Below are 14,280 nucleotides of genomic sequence, written 5' to 3'. Positions count from 1 at the left end.
GAGTGGCCGCCCTCATGTCACATCGATCTTCCCTTACGGGCATCAAGGTGACGAGTAGGTTCAAACCCGTACACCACTCCCGTGGACGCTAACGCGGCGCGCCATGCTCGAGGCCATGTTCCGGGCGGCCGATCAGCACCTCGAACTGCTGGCCGGCATGTACGTCCCTATGGGGAGATGTTCCACGAGCCTGGTCCCGACGCCATGGTCGTGATGTCTTCGCCAGTCCGTTCGACCGGGTGCTCAGGACGGGGCGCTGGACGGCACCCTCCGCCAGGCACCTCCCACGATCACCGCCACGGTTTTGTTCAACACCGCCGGATGGGGATACGTGCATCTACGGGCGAGCCATAAATGGCCGCAGGACCGCGCCAGAGACGCCGTCATCGGCCTCGTCGTCACCGGGCTCCTTCCATCCGACCCGGACATGTAGTAGAGCGTCATCTCCTGACCCGAACCCATCGTTAATCCGCTAGGCGAGGAGGAGAAAGCCGCCCTGCCACCCATGCCATCGCTTCCGGACAGGCTGCTCGACGCTGCACTCACTCAGGCGGGAGGCATGCTTCCCTCGAGATGTCTTCAGGAACGTCGACCCCTGCGAGAAGCGGTCGGCGCGGGGCTGCCGGCCGCGGTGACGCGGCCGTCACGCTGCCATCACGTCATGGTCACGCGGCCCGGCCCAGTCTGGGTGGTGACCGGAAGGGAGACCAGGATGCGCATCAAGAAAAGTCTGATGTTGGCTGGTTCAGGGCTTCTGACGGCCATCGCGCTCGGATCGGGCGCAGCCTCCCCGGCCGTGGCCGCGCAGACCCTCACAGAGAGCGTGGCCAACTCCCACGTGGCGGGCCAGCCGCCAGATGATGAGCAAAAGCAGTACGACCGCGGCAGGAGGGAAGGCTTCGCCGACGGTCGGGCGGAGTGCGAAGGCGAGCAGCCGTCCGACCGCATGCACATGCGGATGCATGATCGAATGCGGATGCACGAGCGGATGCGGATGCGGATGGGCATGCCCATGAAGCCCTATGAGCGCGGCTTCATGAAGGGGTACCACTCGGGGTACCACAGCTGCACGCCCGCGTAGGCTCCGCCTTGGCCGGGACCTCACTGCGCCGGTGGGGTCCCGGCTGTACATAGGCCAAGACGCGCCCGCTCCATGTTGAGAGAACGTGCCGCTCCTGCTCCGACACGCCGCGAGGAAGGTGCTTGCCTGGCCGCTTGCTCGCGCAAACAAGCGCTCCAGACCATGCCGACGGACTCTTGAACGGGACAAGGCTCGCAGCCGTGCCGGGAATGGCACGGTGAGCACCGGACACCTGCTGTAAGTGACGCAGTAGCGACTCACGGCCGCGCCACACGCCATCGGCGTACCGGAACTTGGCCTATTGCCTGCTGGAAAGAGATCCACACTCCCTTCACATGCGAGGGAAGAACTTGTGCCCGTCGTCGAGGCCTGGTAGAGCCCGGTACCGGGGAGCACACGGACAGCGAGCCGGTCTGACCGGGTCCTTGGCCCTGCCCACCAGGGACTTATGACCCTGGGGCGGTGCCGTCGTGCACGGTGCGATGGGAGGAAGGGGAGGCTGACATGATCATCGCAGGTGTCGACGGATCGGCGGCGGCGCGTGGCGGTGTCTTGGGCGGCGGATGACGCGATGCGGATGCATGAGCCATTGCGCATCGTGCACGCAGTGGACCGCGATCCGTACCAGTTCTCCAGATTCCATGCTTGGCTCGAACTGGACGTGCTCGTCCGCGTGGCGCAGATGACAGTGAGCGAGGCGGCCGACTCGGTGCGTGAGCGCCAGCCGAACGTCGAGGTATCGACCGAGATCGTCGAAGGCGCTGCGGCATCGGCGCTGTGCGAGCAGTCCAAGGCCGCCGCCGAGATCGTGATGGGCAGCCGAGGGCTGGGCGGGTTCTCGGGTGCCTTGCTCGGCTCTGTGAGTCTGCACGTGGCCGGCCAGGCGCACTGCCCGGTCGTCGTGGTGCGGCCAGGGCAGGAGTCGGCACACGGTGAGGTTGTGGTCGGCGTTGACGATGCGCCGGAGTGCGAGCCCGCCTTGGAGTTCGCCTTCCGCCAGGCTGAGCTGCGCGGCGGCCCGCTGCGCGCGATCCATGCCTGGCAGCGGCCGGTGCAGTTGTACGCCCCGCAGGTCAACTACGACCCGGACGACATAACGGCGGCGGCCAATGAGGTCGTCGCCGCCAGGCTCGCCCGATTCCGGCAGGAGCACCCGCAGGTGGAGGTGATCGAGGACGTGCGGCGGGCTCACCCGGTCGATGCCCTGGTGGATGCCTCTGCGCGGGCCGCGCTGGTGGTTGTCGGGTCGCACGGGCGGGGAGGCTTCCGTTCGGTACTGCTCGGCTCGGTCAGTCACGGGGTGTTGCACCACGCCCGCTGCGCCGTGGCGGTGGTACGGGAGTAAGGGGATCGATCGCGTGGCCGCGGGTCCATGTGCGACGGAGGCCCTGGCTGGTTGAGGTGGAGACATGCGGCAGCTGAGCGCGCTGGACGCGCAGTTCCTCAACTTCGAGACCGCCACCAACATCGCGAACGTCGGCGGGCTGGCGGTACTCGGCAAGGACCTGTCCAGGGAGAAGATTCAGCACAGGCTGGCGGAGCGTATGGCCGGGGTGCCGCAGCTACGGCGACGCCTGGTCCGGGTGCCCTTCGGCCTGGACCACCCGTACTGGGCCGACGACACCGAAGTCGACCTGGACTATCACGTCCGGGAGCTCACCCTGCCGCCTCCCGGTGACGACATGCAGTTGGGCGAACAGGTGGCCCGCCTGCACGAGCAGCGACTGGACCGAGCTCGCCCATTGTGGGAGATGCACCTGATCCACGGCCTGGCCGGCGGCCGCTGCGGTATTTACGCCAAGGTCCACCACGCCGCCGTCGACGGGCTGACGGGGGCGGAGGTGCTCGCCGCGCTCATGGATCCCGTTCCCGAAGCAGCCGCGCGCCGGCCCGAGGCCCCGCCGGGTCTGTGGCACATGCTGGCCAGGAGCGCCTGGCACCTCGCGGGGAACCCCGCGCACTTGCTGCGGTTCGCGGGCGAGGCACTGCCGGTGCTGGACCAGCTCCCCGTCATCTCCCGGCTGCCCGGCGCGAGCGGGATCGCGCGGCTGATGCGGCGCGAACCGCTGCCTGAGCTGCCGGACATGGCGGCTCCGCACACCCCGCTCGGTGGTCCGGTCTCCTCCCGCCGCCGCTATGCCTTCGTCGAGCTGCCGCTGAGGGAGATCAAGCGAGTCAAGAACGCCTTCGGCGTCACGGTGAACGACGTCGTGATGACGCTGGCGGCCTCCGCGTTGCGCCGCTGGCTGATGGCCCACAGAGCGTTGCCGGAAGTTCCCCTGGTCGCGGGCGTGCCGTTTTCCGTGCGCGGGCGGGAGGGCATGAACGAGGGCAACCAGGTCACCATGATGATCACACAGTTGCCCACGCACGTGGACGATGCCCGCCGTCGGCTTGAACTCGTGAGCGAGGCGATGCGGCAGATCAAGGAACGGTTCGCCCTGACACCGGCTCGCTTGCTTCGTGACCTGAGCGAGAGCATGCCCGCCGCGCTGAACGGCCTGGCCGACCGCGCCGCGCTGGAGCTGGTGGGACGGACGGCGCCGCCCCTCAACGTGGTTGTTTCCAACATTCCGGGCCCGCAGTTTCCGCTGCGGATCGCGGGGGTCAAGCTGCTCGCGCACTATCCGGTGTCCGTGGTCACCGACGTGAGCGGCGGGGTGAACATCACGGCTTTCTCCTACAACGGGCGCCTCGACGTCGGGATCACCGCCTGCAGGGAACTGGTCCCCGATGTGTGGGGCTTCTCCGGCTACCTGCGCGAGGCTCTGGACGAGCTCAAACCGAGCCCCAAGAGGGCAGGACACGCCCGAACTCGGGACCGCGCCTAAGGATTGTGCGGCTCCTATGCTTTGCTTGCGAAGGCGGGGTATATGCGGGCTGATCTGCTCATATGTCTGGCCGTCAGCACGATCGCCGTGATCACCAGGCCCCAGAGCGTCACTGTGCTCAGAACCATGAGCGCGTAGACCCAGGCGCTCATTCTGTTGTAGCACCACAACGTCGTGATCATCTCAGATCTGTTAGTGCTGAAGAATGCGATCCGGCCTGCGAAGCCCCTGCTGCCGCTGATCCGGGGCACTGCCGTGCGGGCGCTTGGCAAGCTGGCGGAGAATTCCAGCGCGTTGGATCAACTGCAGGATCTCGTCAACGACTGCGCCGGGACCTCTGGCACGATGTCTCCTCAGAGGCCGTGGATGCGGCGGCCGGTGATCTTGTGTGGGACGATGCGGATGTAGAGCTGGCGCTCGCCACCCGCCCAGGGGGTGACGTCGGCCTCGGTGACGTTTTCCACCTCTTGCTGAGGCACGTGGTGAGCAGGACCCTGGATGAGGACGCTCCAGCCTGCCCGCTGGGCCTCGTCGATCCGGTCCACCTGGAAGCCGATCTTGATGTCCACGCCTTCCACGCCGGTGCGCAGGTCCTGGTCCATGGGGCCGCCGTGGGCGGTGCGGAAGACGATGGCGCCGTCGTGGAGCTTGTAGTTCACGGGCAGTACGGTGGGCCCGTCCGGGCCGTTGAACGCCACCCGGCCGATGCCGCCCGGGGCGACCAGCCGCAGGCACTCCTCGGGCTCGAGAACCTCCAGGACAGGATGGGCCGGGGCGGGACCGGGGCCGGGCGGGCGCTCGCGCCCGCCGCCCAGCAGGTCCTGGACCGTGGTCTCAAGAGCAGCGGCCAGCCGGGTCACCGTGCCTGCGTCGGGTGTGCCCAGATGGCTTTCGAGGTGCTGGACGTACCCGGCCGACATGTCTGCCCGGTCGGCGACCTGCTCGGAGGTAAGCCCGAGCCGATGGCGGTGATAGCGGATGCGACGTCCGAAGTCGCCATTACCTGTCATGGCGTGTCCTCCCTGGTCATGGCCATGAAGCTACCCACCAGGCCCTCCGGCAGACAGGGTCCTTCGGCCCTTGCCCCACCGACCTCCGGCCCTGCTGCGGACACGCGTGAGCAGGGTCCGATGGAGGTGACGAAGGAGGCACGCCATGATCATCGTGGGAGTGGACGGCTGCGTGACCTCGCGAGCCGCGGTGGAGTGGGCAGCCAACGACGCGTTCCGCATGCGGGTGCCGCTGCGCATCGTGCACGCCGTGGACCGCTCGCCGTACCAGATCAGCAAACACCCCACCCCTGCCATGCCGGATCTGCTGCTGCGAGAGGGGCACAGGATCCTGCGCGAGGCGGAGGCACTGGTGCGCGAGCGCCAGCCTGCTGTCGAGGTCGAGACGCGGGACATCGAGGGCGCACCGGCTGAAGTCCTGCGCGAGCAGGCCGAGGGCGCCACCGAGATCGTGGTCGGCAGCCGTGGGTTGGGCGGATTCTCCGGTGTTTTGGTGGGTTCCGTCAGCATGCACGTGGCCGGGCACGTTCACTGCCCCGTCGTGGTCGTTCGAGGGGAGCATCGGCCGACATACGGGGAGATCGTGGTGGGGGTCGACGATTCGCCGGAGTGCGAGCCCGCGCTGGTCTACGCCTTCGAGCAGGCGAAGCTCCGGGGGAGCGCGTTGCGAGTGCTGCACGCCTGGCAGTTGCCGGTGCACGCCTTCGCTCCAGAGGCCTCCTACGACCTGGACGAGGTCCGTACGGCGCAGCATCAGGCCGTCCGCGACCGGGTGGCTCTCTTCAGCAGGGACTATCCGCAGGTGAGGTTGGTCGAGGATGTGCATTGCGCGAATCCGGTGGACGCGCTCACCGATGCGTCGGAGCGGGCGGACCTGCTTGTGGTGGGCTCGCACGGGCGCGGCGCGCTGGGCTCGATGGTGCTCGGCTCGGTCAGCCGGGGTGCCCTGCACCACGCACGCTGCCCGGTCGCAGTGGTCCGAGCGTGAAAGATGCCGGCCAGGACCTTGGTCCTCTGGCATCGGGGACGTTCGCCACTGCTGGGCGAGGCGTTGGTGGAGGACTTTAGGAGTGGAGGTGTATGTCATGTCACTCGAGGTCAAGGACGTCATGGGGCGCGTTGCCATCGCCGTGCTGAAGGATGCCTCGTTCGCGGAGATCGTGGAGGCGATGGAGCGGTTCAGGGTGGGCGCGGTCACCGTGATCGAGGTGGACCGGCGGCCGGTAGGTGTGGTTTCCGAAGATGACCTGCTGCTCAAGGAGGCCGACACAGTACGGCACAGCGTTTCGATGTTCGAGTCTCACAAGCAGCAGCAGGAGCACCAGAAGGCCGCGGGCGTGACGGCGGCTCAGCTCATGACCTCGCCGGCGATCACTGTCACGCCAAGCACTTCCCTGCGTGACGCGGCTCGGCTGATGCATGCCAAGCGCCTCAAGCAGCTACCCGTGATCGACATGGGCACCGGACAGATCATCGGCACCCTGCATCAGCGTGACGTGTTGCGCGTCTTCAGCCGCCCGGTCGAGGAATTGGAAGCAGACGTCAGGGCCGTCCTGCCGAATCCCGCGGCGTTCACGATCAACATCAACCAGGGCGTGGTGAAGATCAGCGGTGCGGTCGAGTGGAGATCACAGGCCCTCGCATTGACGGAGCAGATTCGGCTGATCGAGGGAGTTGTGGACGTGCGGTCTGAGGTGGCCTTCGACAAGGACGATCTCCTCATCGCGGCCCTTCGGGATGTGGAAGACACAGGGCTGTGACGTGCCGGTTGGTCATTCGCGGCGGTCGTCGCGCAACCGCGCCGCCAGCGCCGCCGCCTGGGTGCGGCGCTGCATGTTGAGCTTGGCCAGCAGGTTGGACACGTAGTTCTTGACCGTCTTCTCGGCCAGGAACATGCGCTCGCCGATCTGCCTGTTGGTCAATCCCTCGCCGATCAGCTCGAGGATGTGCCGCTCCTGCTCCGACAGCGCCGCGAGCGGGTCCTTCCTGGCAGCCTGGTCACGCAGGCGTTGCAGCATGGCGGCGGTGGTCTGCGGGTCGAGCAGCGACTGCCCGGACGCCACCGTACGGACCGCGCCCACCAGGTCGGAGCCGTGGATCTGCTTGAGCACATAGCCGGAAGCCCCCGCCATCACCGCGTCGAACAGCGCGTCGTCGTCGGCGAACGAGGTCAGCATCAGGCACGCCAGCCCGGGCACCCGGGAGCGCACCTCGCGGCACACGTCGACGCCGCTGCCGTCCGGCAGTCGCACGTCCAGCACCGCCACGTCGGGCTTCAGCGCGGGGATGCGGGCAACCGCCGACTCGGCCGTGCCGGCCTCGCCGATGACCTGGATGTCGTCCTCGGCCTCCAGCAGCGCCGCGATGCCCCGCCGGACGACCTCGTGATCGTCGACGAGGAACACACGAATCATGCTTCCGACGCTATCCGACCGCCATCAGGACCGAAAGCATTGCATGCCCGAACCGCGTTGTCGCGGGGCACCGGAGACGGATGTCGTGGCCTATCCGGTGACACACTGACAAGTATGAAGAGCGAGCATCATCCGTTGATGCCGCAGACGCGGCTTGATGAGTTGCTGGCAGAGCTGCAGTCGCGGCTGAATGCCGTGCTGGCCACTCGCGATCGGGTGCATGCGCTTCTTGAGGCCGTGGTGTCGGTAGGTAGCGAGCTCGATCTGGAGACCGTGCTGCGCCGCATCACGGAGACCGCGACGAAGCTGGTGGATGCCGGCTACGGCGCGTTGGGCGTGATCGGCCAGAAAAACACGCTCATCCAGTTCATCCCGGTGGGGCTGACCGAGGAGGAGATCGCCAGGATCGAGCACTGGCCGCATGGCCTGGGACTGCTCGGCCTGCTGATCAAGGACGCGCGTCCATTGAGGCTGGGCCGCATCTCTGATCATCCGGCTTCGTACGGCTTCCCGCCCGGCCATCCCCCGATGGGCACCTTCCTGGGCGTCCCGATACGGGTGCGGGATGAGGTCTTCGGCAATCTCTACCTGACGGAGAAACGCGGTGGCGGCGAGTTCGACGAGGACGACGAGGCGATCGTGATAGCCCTGGCCACCGCCGCCGGCGTCGCCGTGGAGAACGCCCGCCTGTATGAGGAGTCGCGTCGGCGCGAGATCTGGCTGCAGGCGTCCTCGGAGGTGACGACGAACTTGCTGTCCGGCGCCGATCCGCGGCAGGTGCTGAGCTTGGTGGCGGCGCGCGCTCGCGAGATAAGCGACGCGGACCTGGTCCAGGTGCTGCTGCCGGACCTGTCCCGGCAATCTCTGATCGTTGAGGTAGCGGAAGGGGAAGGCGCGCAGGAGTTGCCGGGCACCGCTTTCGAGGTGTCGGCCACGCTCGCAGGTGACGTGTTCACTCAGGGGGAGCCGGTGTCCGATGTGGATATGCAGAGGGCTCCGTACCCTGACTCGCCGCTGCGGCGGCTGGGTTACGGGCCGGGGGTGATGGTGCCGCTGGGGAGGGTTCCCGCCGTGCGCGGGGTGCTGGTGCTCGCCAAGCGGAGCGGCCGGCTGCCGTTCAGCGGGGCGGATCAGCAGATGCTGCAGGCGTTCGCCGGTCAGGCGGCGATCGCGCTGGAGCTGGCCGAGTCGCGCAGGGATGCCGAACGGCTCGGACTGCTGGAGGACCGCGATCGCATCGCCAAAGATCTGCATGACGTGGTCATCCAGCGCCTGTTCGCCACGGCGATGACATTGATGAGCACGATCCGGCTGATAGAGCGGCCGGAAGCGGCCAAGCGAGTCCAGCACGCGATCGACGAGTTGGACGAGACGATCCGGCAGATCCGCTCGTCCATCTTCGCGTTGCAGGGCTCTGGCGAGGAGGCCATGCCCAGCTTGCGCGGGCAGATCGTGGAGTTGGTGGAGGGCGCCGCCGGCCATCTGGGCTTCATGCCGGGCCTGCGCATGGAAGGGCAGATCGACACGATGGTTTCTGCGCCGGTCGCCGAGCATCTGCTGGCCGTGTTGCGCGAGGCCTTGTCGAACGTGGTTCGCCACTCCCACGCCGGCCGTGCCGATGTTCTCGTCGAGGCCGCGGGCGCCCAACTCGTTCTCGTGGTCACAGATAACGGCGTCGGCCTAGAAGAGACGGAGCGTCGAAGCGGCCTGCGCAACATCGAGGAACGGGCCGCGCGGTTGGGCGGCGCTGCGGGCCTGGAGACCCCGGAGACTGGAGGAACGCGGCTGCGTTGGCAGGTCCCGCTGTGAAGCGGAAGGTCCCCGGGCTCCGAATTCGGAGCTCTGAGAGGAGCCGGCCCAGCTCGGGTGTCGTGATGGCAGCCCCGCATGCGGGTTCCTGGTCATCGTGTCATGCAGTCTGGCCTGTTACCGCCGGGTATCTCTCACCCCTTCCTGACAGTCCTGGCTTTCCGGCCGTAGGACTGCCATTTGTCCTCAAAAGTGGGTCAAGCGATCGCACGAACTTGCTGGCCAAGGCGGAGCGGGCGGGCAAGGCCGAGCAGCTGCGCACCTTTCCCAAGTTGCGTAAGGCGGCCCGCACGATGGCCTCGGCGATGGAGGTGCTGATCACCGCGCCGGAGGCGACGGAGGATCGGCTGGTGTCGCTGGTGGAGGTGTGGAAGGCGATCGAGGAGGTGGTGCCGCGCGAGAGGCTGGCGGCCGCGGTGGAGACGGTGGTGGAGTTCGTGCCGGTTACCGACGACGACGCGGCGGCCGAGTGGCGGGCTGAGCTGGTCAAGCGCTACCGGACGGTGCAGGGCTTCATCGAGCCGCTGCTGGAGGTGATCCGGTTGCGGGCAGTGGAGGCGGGCGCACCGGTGTTGGCGATGGTGCGCACCGCGGCGGCCATGGCCAGGAGCCGCCGCCGCTACGCGCCCGTCGACATCGCCGCCCACGACGAGCTGATCACCGGCTCTTGGCGGGGCTTGGTCTACCGCAACCCGGACCTGCCTACCGGGCAGGTCGACAAGGCGGCGTTCGTGCTGTGCGCGCTGATGCACCTGCACGGCGCGCTGCGGCGGCGCGATGTGTTCGCCGAGGGCTCCGAACGCTGGAGCGACCCCCGCGCCCGGCTGCTGGCCGGGGAGGCGTGGGAGCGGGCGCGGCCGCAGGTGCTGGCCTCACTGGAACACGAGCTGGAGCCGGCCGGGCATCTGGCCGAGCTCGCCAGCGCGCTGGAGGCCGCCTACATGCGGGTGCTGGATGGGCTTGGCGGCAACACCGCGGTGCAGTTCGTCGGCGGACGGCTGCGGCTGGAGAAACTCGGCGCCCTGGCCGAGCCGCCGCTGATGAAGGAACTACGGACGCTGGTCGGCGGCATGCTGCCGCGGGTGGACTTTCCCGAGCTGCTGCTGGAGGTGTTCGACCGCACCGGCCTGCCGGCCGATTTTACGCACGTCTCCGGAGCCGACACCGCGATGGAGGACTTCCCGATGAGCCTGGCCGCGCTGATCGTGGCCGAGGCGTGCAACGTGGGCCTAGTGCCGATCGAGAAGCCGAATGTGCCCGCCCTCACGCGGGCCCGGCTGCAGCAGGTCGACCAGGGCTACCTGCGCGGCGAGACGATCGCAGCCGCCAACGCCCGCCTCATTGCCGCCCAGTCCGGCATCGACATCGTCCGGCATTCGGGCAGCGGGCACATCGCCTCGGCCGATGGGCTGCGCTTCGTCGTGCCGGTGGCCAGCCTGCACGCCGGGCACAACCCGCTCTACTTCGGCCGCCAGCGTGGCGCGACCTGGCTGAACGTTGTCAACGACCAAGTGATGGGTATCGGCGGGCTGGTTGTGCCCGGCACCTTGCGTGACTCGCTGTTCATCCTGGACGCCATCTTCAACCTGGACGGCGGACCTCGGCCGGAGACCATCGTTACCGACACCGCTAGCTACTCCGACATCGTCCTCCCACTGGGGCGACATGCTGCGCGTCGCCGGCTCGCTGACGATGGGTACGGTGCGCGCCTACGACCTGATCCTGATGCTGTCGACCGACGGCCGCCCCACCGGCCTGGGGGAGGCGTTCGCGCACTACGGCCGCATCTTCAAAAGCCTGCACCTGCTGCAGTTCCTGCATGATGAGGGCTACCGGCGGATGATCGGCGCCCAACTGAACGTGCAGGAGGCTCGCCACCGGCTCGCGCGGAAGATCGCTTTCGGAAACCGCGGCCAGCTGCGCCAGCGCTACCGCGAAGGCATGGAAGACCAACTCGGCGCTCTCGGTCTGGCGCTGAACGCCGTGGTGTGGTGGAACAGCCTCTACCTCGACGCCGCCGTCACCCAACTGCGCGGGCAGGGCTTCCCCGTCACCGACGAGATGTGCGCCCGGCTGTCGCCGATCGCCTACGACCACATCAACTTCCTGGGCCGCTACGCCTTCTCCCGCGCCGAAGCTGGAGACAGTCTGCGGCCCTTCCACACCGGCGACCCGCTCTAGAAAGACCCAGGGCGGCGGCCTCCCGGTCGCTGCCCTGGGTGCTGTCAGGTGTCGCGCCGCTTCGCCGTCACGACGGCGATCCCGAGGAGGATGAGGGCGAATGCCGCGTAGTAGGCGAGGGCCCACCACGGGTTGAGCAGGGACGTCGACGGGGGTGGGGCGGGTGGGCCGGGATGTGCTGCGGCGGGATCCGGGGCGCCGATGAGGAACTGCTTGCCGACGTTGAACGGGAGCCACCGGTGGATCTCGACGCCGATGCCGGGGATCGCCGGGACGAGCGACTCGGCGAACATGGCGTAGCCCAGCAGCAGGGTCAGGGCGGCCGCGGTGTGCCTGACGAGCGCGCCGATCGCGACCGCTATGACGGCGGCGATCGCGTAGTAGGCGGCGACGCCCGCCACGTTCCGCCAGTCGGCCTCCGTGTCCAGCGCAAGGTCGGCCTCAGGTGCCACCAGGGCCGCGACGGCGAGTGACCCGAACGCGGACAGCAGGCCGAGCACGCCGGACGTGACAGCGGCCACGGCGGTCTTGGCGGTGAAGACCGAGCCGCGTCTCGGCACGGCGAGGAAGGTCGCCTTGATGGTGCCGTAGCGGTACTCGGTGGTGATCGAGGCCATCGCCAGCGCCAGGATCGGCGCGATGCCGAGCTGGAAACCCGCCTGGCTGACGCCGACAGTGATCGTCGCGGGATCTCCCGCGCTGCCAGCGGCCAGCGCGGCAAAGGCGATGGGGACGATCACCGCGGCGGCGGCGAGCACCTTGGGTGAGGCGGTGGACATGAGCTTGATGCCCTCGGCGGCGGCGAGATTCACGGCCGGGCTCCCTTCACGGCGGGCTGGGCGTGGTAGTCCACCGCATCGCCGGTCAGCCGCATGAACGCCTCCTCCAAGGACCCGCGCTGGAGGCTCAGTTCGTGCAGCACGATCCCGTTTGCGGCGCATGTCTCGCCGATCGCCGAGCTGAGCGCGCCGTTGACGATCAGCGCGTCACCTTCGGCGCGTACCTTCGCCCCTTCATGCTCCAGCAGCGCTCGTAACGTGGCGGCGTCCGGCGTGCGGACCCGGACACTGGTATCGGTCGCCTGGGCGACGAACTCCTCGGCGCCGCCCTGCCAGATCAGCCTCCCTCGTCCGATGACGACCAGATCGTGTGCGGTGAGCGCCATCTCCGACAGCAGGTGGCTGGACACCAGCACGCTGCGCCCTTCGTCGGCCAGCCGGCGCATGAGCCCGCGGATCCACAGCACGCCCTCGGGGTCGAGCCCGTTCACCGGCTCGTCCAGCACCAGCACCTGGGGATCGCCCAGCAGCGCCCCCGCGATGCCGAGCCGCTGCGCCATGCCCAGCGAGAAGCCACCCGCGAGCCTGCCGGCGACAGGACCGAGCCCAACCGCCTCCAGCACCTCCTCGACCCGTCGCATGGGGATGCCGTTCGACCTGGCCATCCAGCGCAGGTGCGTACGGGCCGAACGGTTGGGGTGCACCCAGGTGGCGTCGAGCAGGGCCCCGACAGTGCGCAAGGGATGGCGCAGCTCCTCGTATCTGCGGCCGGCGATGAGCGCGTGCCCCGTCGTGGGGTTGTCCAGGCCCAGGATCATCCTCATGGTGGTGGACTTCCCGGCGCCGTTCGGGCCGAGGAACCCGGTGACCCGCCCCGGCGGGACGCTGAAGGACAGGCCGTCGACTGCGGTGGTGGCCCCGTACCTCTTGGTGAGGCCCACCGCTTCGATCACGACCCCTCCCGGTCGCAGAGGACGTCGTCGACGATCTGGTCGGTCATCGTCTGCAGCTTCTGGTAGTCCTCGACGCTCTTGCCCGCGGCGCCGCTGATGGACAGCGCCACGCTGCGCCGGCCGTGGGCGGTGAAGCCTTCGCGGCTGATGTAGCCCGCGGTGTTGCCGCCGTGGGCCCAGTACGTGCCGCCGCACGACAGCTTGTTCTGGAACAGCCCAAGGCCGTAGCCGGTGGCGACGCCGTTGGACACCGCGACGGTCTTCTTCATCTCGGCGAGTTGGGCGGGCTTGAGCAGCTTGCCGCCGAGCAGCGCGCGGAAGAACCGGCTCAGGTCCGCCGTGGTGCTGATCATGGAACCGGCCGCGCCGTAGGAGGTGGGGCTGTGCACGGTGACGTCGGTCATCGGGCCGCCGGGCCGCCACTGCTGGTACGCCCTCGCGTACGGGCGGGGCAGCCCTGTCTCGGCTCCCGGAACGCTCGTGTCCCTGAGCCTGAGCGGGCGGATGACACGGCGCTCCACCTCATGGTCCCACGGTCGGCCGGTCACCCGTTCGATGATCATGCCGGCCAGGACGTAGTTGGTGTTCGAGTACGACCAGGTCTGGCTCGCCGGTGCGTGGCGCATGGCCGCGGCGACCAGTTCCCCCGGCGTGTGGCGCCGCAGTCTCTCCTGCTCGAATGACTCGGCGTCGCGCGGCCCCAGGTCGGCGAGGTAGTCGTACAGGCCACTGGTGTGCTGGAGCAACTGTCTGATCTTGATCTTTCGCCCGTCGTTGCCGTTGCCCCGGACCACGCCGGGCAGCCACCTGTCCACGGTGTCGTCCAGGCCGAGCCTGCCCTCTGCGGCGAGTTGGAGGACGACGACGGCCACGAAGGTTTTGGTGTTACTTCCGATGCGGTAATGGCCGTGCGCCGGCACCGGCCGCTTGGTCCTGGTGTCGGCGACGCCGGCGGCCGCCGTCCATTGGCGGCCGTCCTCGGTGATGACGCGCCCCTGTACGCCTACCACGCCCGCGGCGCGGAGGGCGTCGAGAGCGTGCCGGAAATCCGTGCTGGAGTACCGGGAGTCTGCCGTCCGGCCCGCGGCGGCAGCAGCGGGCGATCCAAGAGACGAGGCAAGGACTCCGGCGGCAACGGCTGCCACGGCAAGACGTCGTGTTCTGGTGTGCATGCGGAGCACTCTGCCGCCGGTCTCCAGGAAAGCGCCTCGTCCGAACGTCG

General features: G+C 68.4%; 11 protein-coding genes and 1 pseudogene. 7 read left to right on the top strand and 5 right to left on the bottom strand.

The window, feature by feature from the left end; translation table 11 throughout:
• Window positions 1-712 precede the first annotated feature (712 nt).
• The 3 genes from ACIBVN_RS52115 (at window position 713) to ACIBVN_RS52105 (ending at window position 3,912) form a co-directional block, all read left to right on the top strand.
• Window positions 713-1,081: a hypothetical protein gene (locus ACIBVN_RS52115; protein WP_397148899.1), complete on the top strand. Its 369-nt coding sequence runs from the start codon at window positions 713-715 to the stop codon at window positions 1,079-1,081.
• 571 nt (window positions 1,082-1,652) lie between these two features.
• Window positions 1,653-2,426 carry a universal stress protein gene (locus ACIBVN_RS52110; RefSeq protein WP_397148897.1) on the top strand — a complete coding sequence of 258 codons (774 nt, stop codon included), beginning with the start codon at window positions 1,653-1,655 and terminating at the stop codon, window positions 2,424-2,426.
• 64 nt (window positions 2,427-2,490) lie between these two features.
• Window positions 2,491-3,912, top strand: a complete 1,422-nt coding sequence (locus ACIBVN_RS52105) for a wax ester/triacylglycerol synthase family O-acyltransferase (RefSeq protein ID WP_397148895.1) — start codon at window positions 2,491-2,493, stop codon at window positions 3,910-3,912.
• A gap of 353 nt (window positions 3,913-4,265) precedes the next feature.
• Here the strand turns inward: ACIBVN_RS52105 and ACIBVN_RS52100 are convergent, their stop codons facing one another.
• Window positions 4,266-4,922: a helix-turn-helix domain-containing protein gene (locus ACIBVN_RS52100; RefSeq protein ID WP_397148893.1), complete on the bottom strand. Its 657-nt coding sequence runs from the start codon at window positions 4,920-4,922 to the stop codon at window positions 4,266-4,268.
• Window positions 4,923-5,067: 145 nt separating this feature from the next.
• Between ACIBVN_RS52100 and ACIBVN_RS52095 the strand changes: the two genes are divergently transcribed.
• Window positions 5,068-5,910, top strand: coding sequence for a universal stress protein (locus ACIBVN_RS52095; protein WP_397148891.1), 843 nt, complete (start codon window positions 5,068-5,070; stop codon window positions 5,908-5,910).
• A 97-nt stretch (window positions 5,911-6,007) separates the two neighbouring features.
• The gene (locus tag ACIBVN_RS52090) at window positions 6,008-6,682 is read left to right on the top strand and encodes a CBS domain-containing protein (RefSeq protein WP_397148889.1); all 675 of its coding nucleotides are present in this window, start codon (window positions 6,008-6,010) and stop codon (window positions 6,680-6,682) included.
• Between the two features lie 12 nt (window positions 6,683-6,694).
• On the opposite strand, the gene ACIBVN_RS52085 is transcribed toward ACIBVN_RS52090, so the two are convergent.
• Window positions 6,695-7,336 carry a response regulator gene (locus ACIBVN_RS52085; protein ID WP_397148887.1) on the bottom strand — a complete coding sequence of 214 codons (642 nt, stop codon included), beginning with the start codon at window positions 7,334-7,336 and terminating at the stop codon, window positions 6,695-6,697.
• Window positions 7,337-7,450: 114 nt separating this feature from the next.
• Here ACIBVN_RS52085 and ACIBVN_RS52080 point away from each other — a divergent pair, with 114 nt between their 5' ends.
• Window positions 7,451-9,145 carry a GAF domain-containing protein gene (locus tag ACIBVN_RS52080; RefSeq protein WP_397148885.1) on the top strand — a complete coding sequence of 565 codons (1,695 nt, stop codon included), beginning with the start codon at window positions 7,451-7,453 and terminating at the stop codon, window positions 9,143-9,145.
• 65 nt (window positions 9,146-9,210) lie between these two features.
• Window positions 9,211-11,326: pseudogene (locus tag ACIBVN_RS52075) on the top strand (Tn3 family transposase).
• Between the two features lie 44 nt (window positions 11,327-11,370).
• Here ACIBVN_RS52075 and ACIBVN_RS52070 read toward each other — a convergent pair.
• From ACIBVN_RS52070 to ACIBVN_RS52060, 3 genes are read right to left on the bottom strand one after another with little or no spacing between them, the layout of a single operon-like run.
• Window positions 11,371-12,138, bottom strand: coding sequence for a hypothetical protein (locus ACIBVN_RS52070; RefSeq protein ID WP_397148883.1), 768 nt, complete (start codon window positions 12,136-12,138; stop codon window positions 11,371-11,373).
• Window positions 12,135-13,058 carry an ABC transporter ATP-binding protein gene (locus ACIBVN_RS52065; protein ID WP_397148881.1) on the bottom strand — a complete coding sequence of 308 codons (924 nt, stop codon included), beginning with the start codon at window positions 13,056-13,058 and terminating at the stop codon, window positions 12,135-12,137. Before ACIBVN_RS52065 ends, ACIBVN_RS52070 begins: the two co-directional genes overlap by 4 nt.
• Window positions 13,055-14,230, bottom strand: coding sequence for a serine hydrolase domain-containing protein (locus ACIBVN_RS52060; protein WP_397148879.1), 1,176 nt, complete (start codon window positions 14,228-14,230; stop codon window positions 13,055-13,057). The genes ACIBVN_RS52065 and ACIBVN_RS52060 overlap by 4 nt, the downstream gene beginning before the upstream one ends.
• Window positions 14,231-14,280 lie beyond the last annotated feature (50 nt).

It is taken from the genome of Nonomuraea sp. NPDC049400 (assembly GCF_044466425.1).
GTDB lineage: Bacteria > Actinomycetota > Actinomycetes > Streptosporangiales > Streptosporangiaceae > Nonomuraea.
The sequence above is the reverse complement of the archived record's forward strand: the minus strand, read 5'-3'. Positions and strand labels throughout refer to the sequence as shown.

Excerpts from the sequence above, each read along its gene's own strand:
- ACIBVN_RS52115 (WP_397148899.1), top strand. The coding sequence starts at position 713 with ATGCGCATCAAGAAAAGTCTGATGTTGGCTGGTTCAGGGCTTCTGACG.
- ACIBVN_RS52110 (WP_397148897.1), top strand. The coding sequence starts at position 1,653 with ATGCGGATGCATGAGCCATTGCGCATCGTGCACGCAGTGGACCGCGAT.
- ACIBVN_RS52105 (WP_397148895.1), top strand. The coding sequence starts at position 2,491 with ATGCGGCAGCTGAGCGCGCTGGACGCGCAGTTCCTCAACTTCGAGACC.
- ACIBVN_RS52100 (WP_397148893.1), bottom strand. The coding sequence starts at position 4,922 with ATGACAGGTAATGGCGACTTCGGACGTCGCATCCGCTATCACCGCCAT.
- ACIBVN_RS52095 (WP_397148891.1), top strand. The coding sequence starts at position 5,068 with ATGATCATCGTGGGAGTGGACGGCTGCGTGACCTCGCGAGCCGCGGTG.
- ACIBVN_RS52090 (WP_397148889.1), top strand. The coding sequence starts at position 6,008 with ATGTCACTCGAGGTCAAGGACGTCATGGGGCGCGTTGCCATCGCCGTG.
- ACIBVN_RS52085 (WP_397148887.1), bottom strand. The coding sequence starts at position 7,336 with ATGATTCGTGTGTTCCTCGTCGACGATCACGAGGTCGTCCGGCGGGGC.
- ACIBVN_RS52080 (WP_397148885.1), top strand. The coding sequence starts at position 7,451 with ATGAAGAGCGAGCATCATCCGTTGATGCCGCAGACGCGGCTTGATGAG.
- ACIBVN_RS52060 (WP_397148879.1), bottom strand. The coding sequence starts at position 14,230 with ATGCACACCAGAACACGACGTCTTGCCGTGGCAGCCGTTGCCGCCGGA.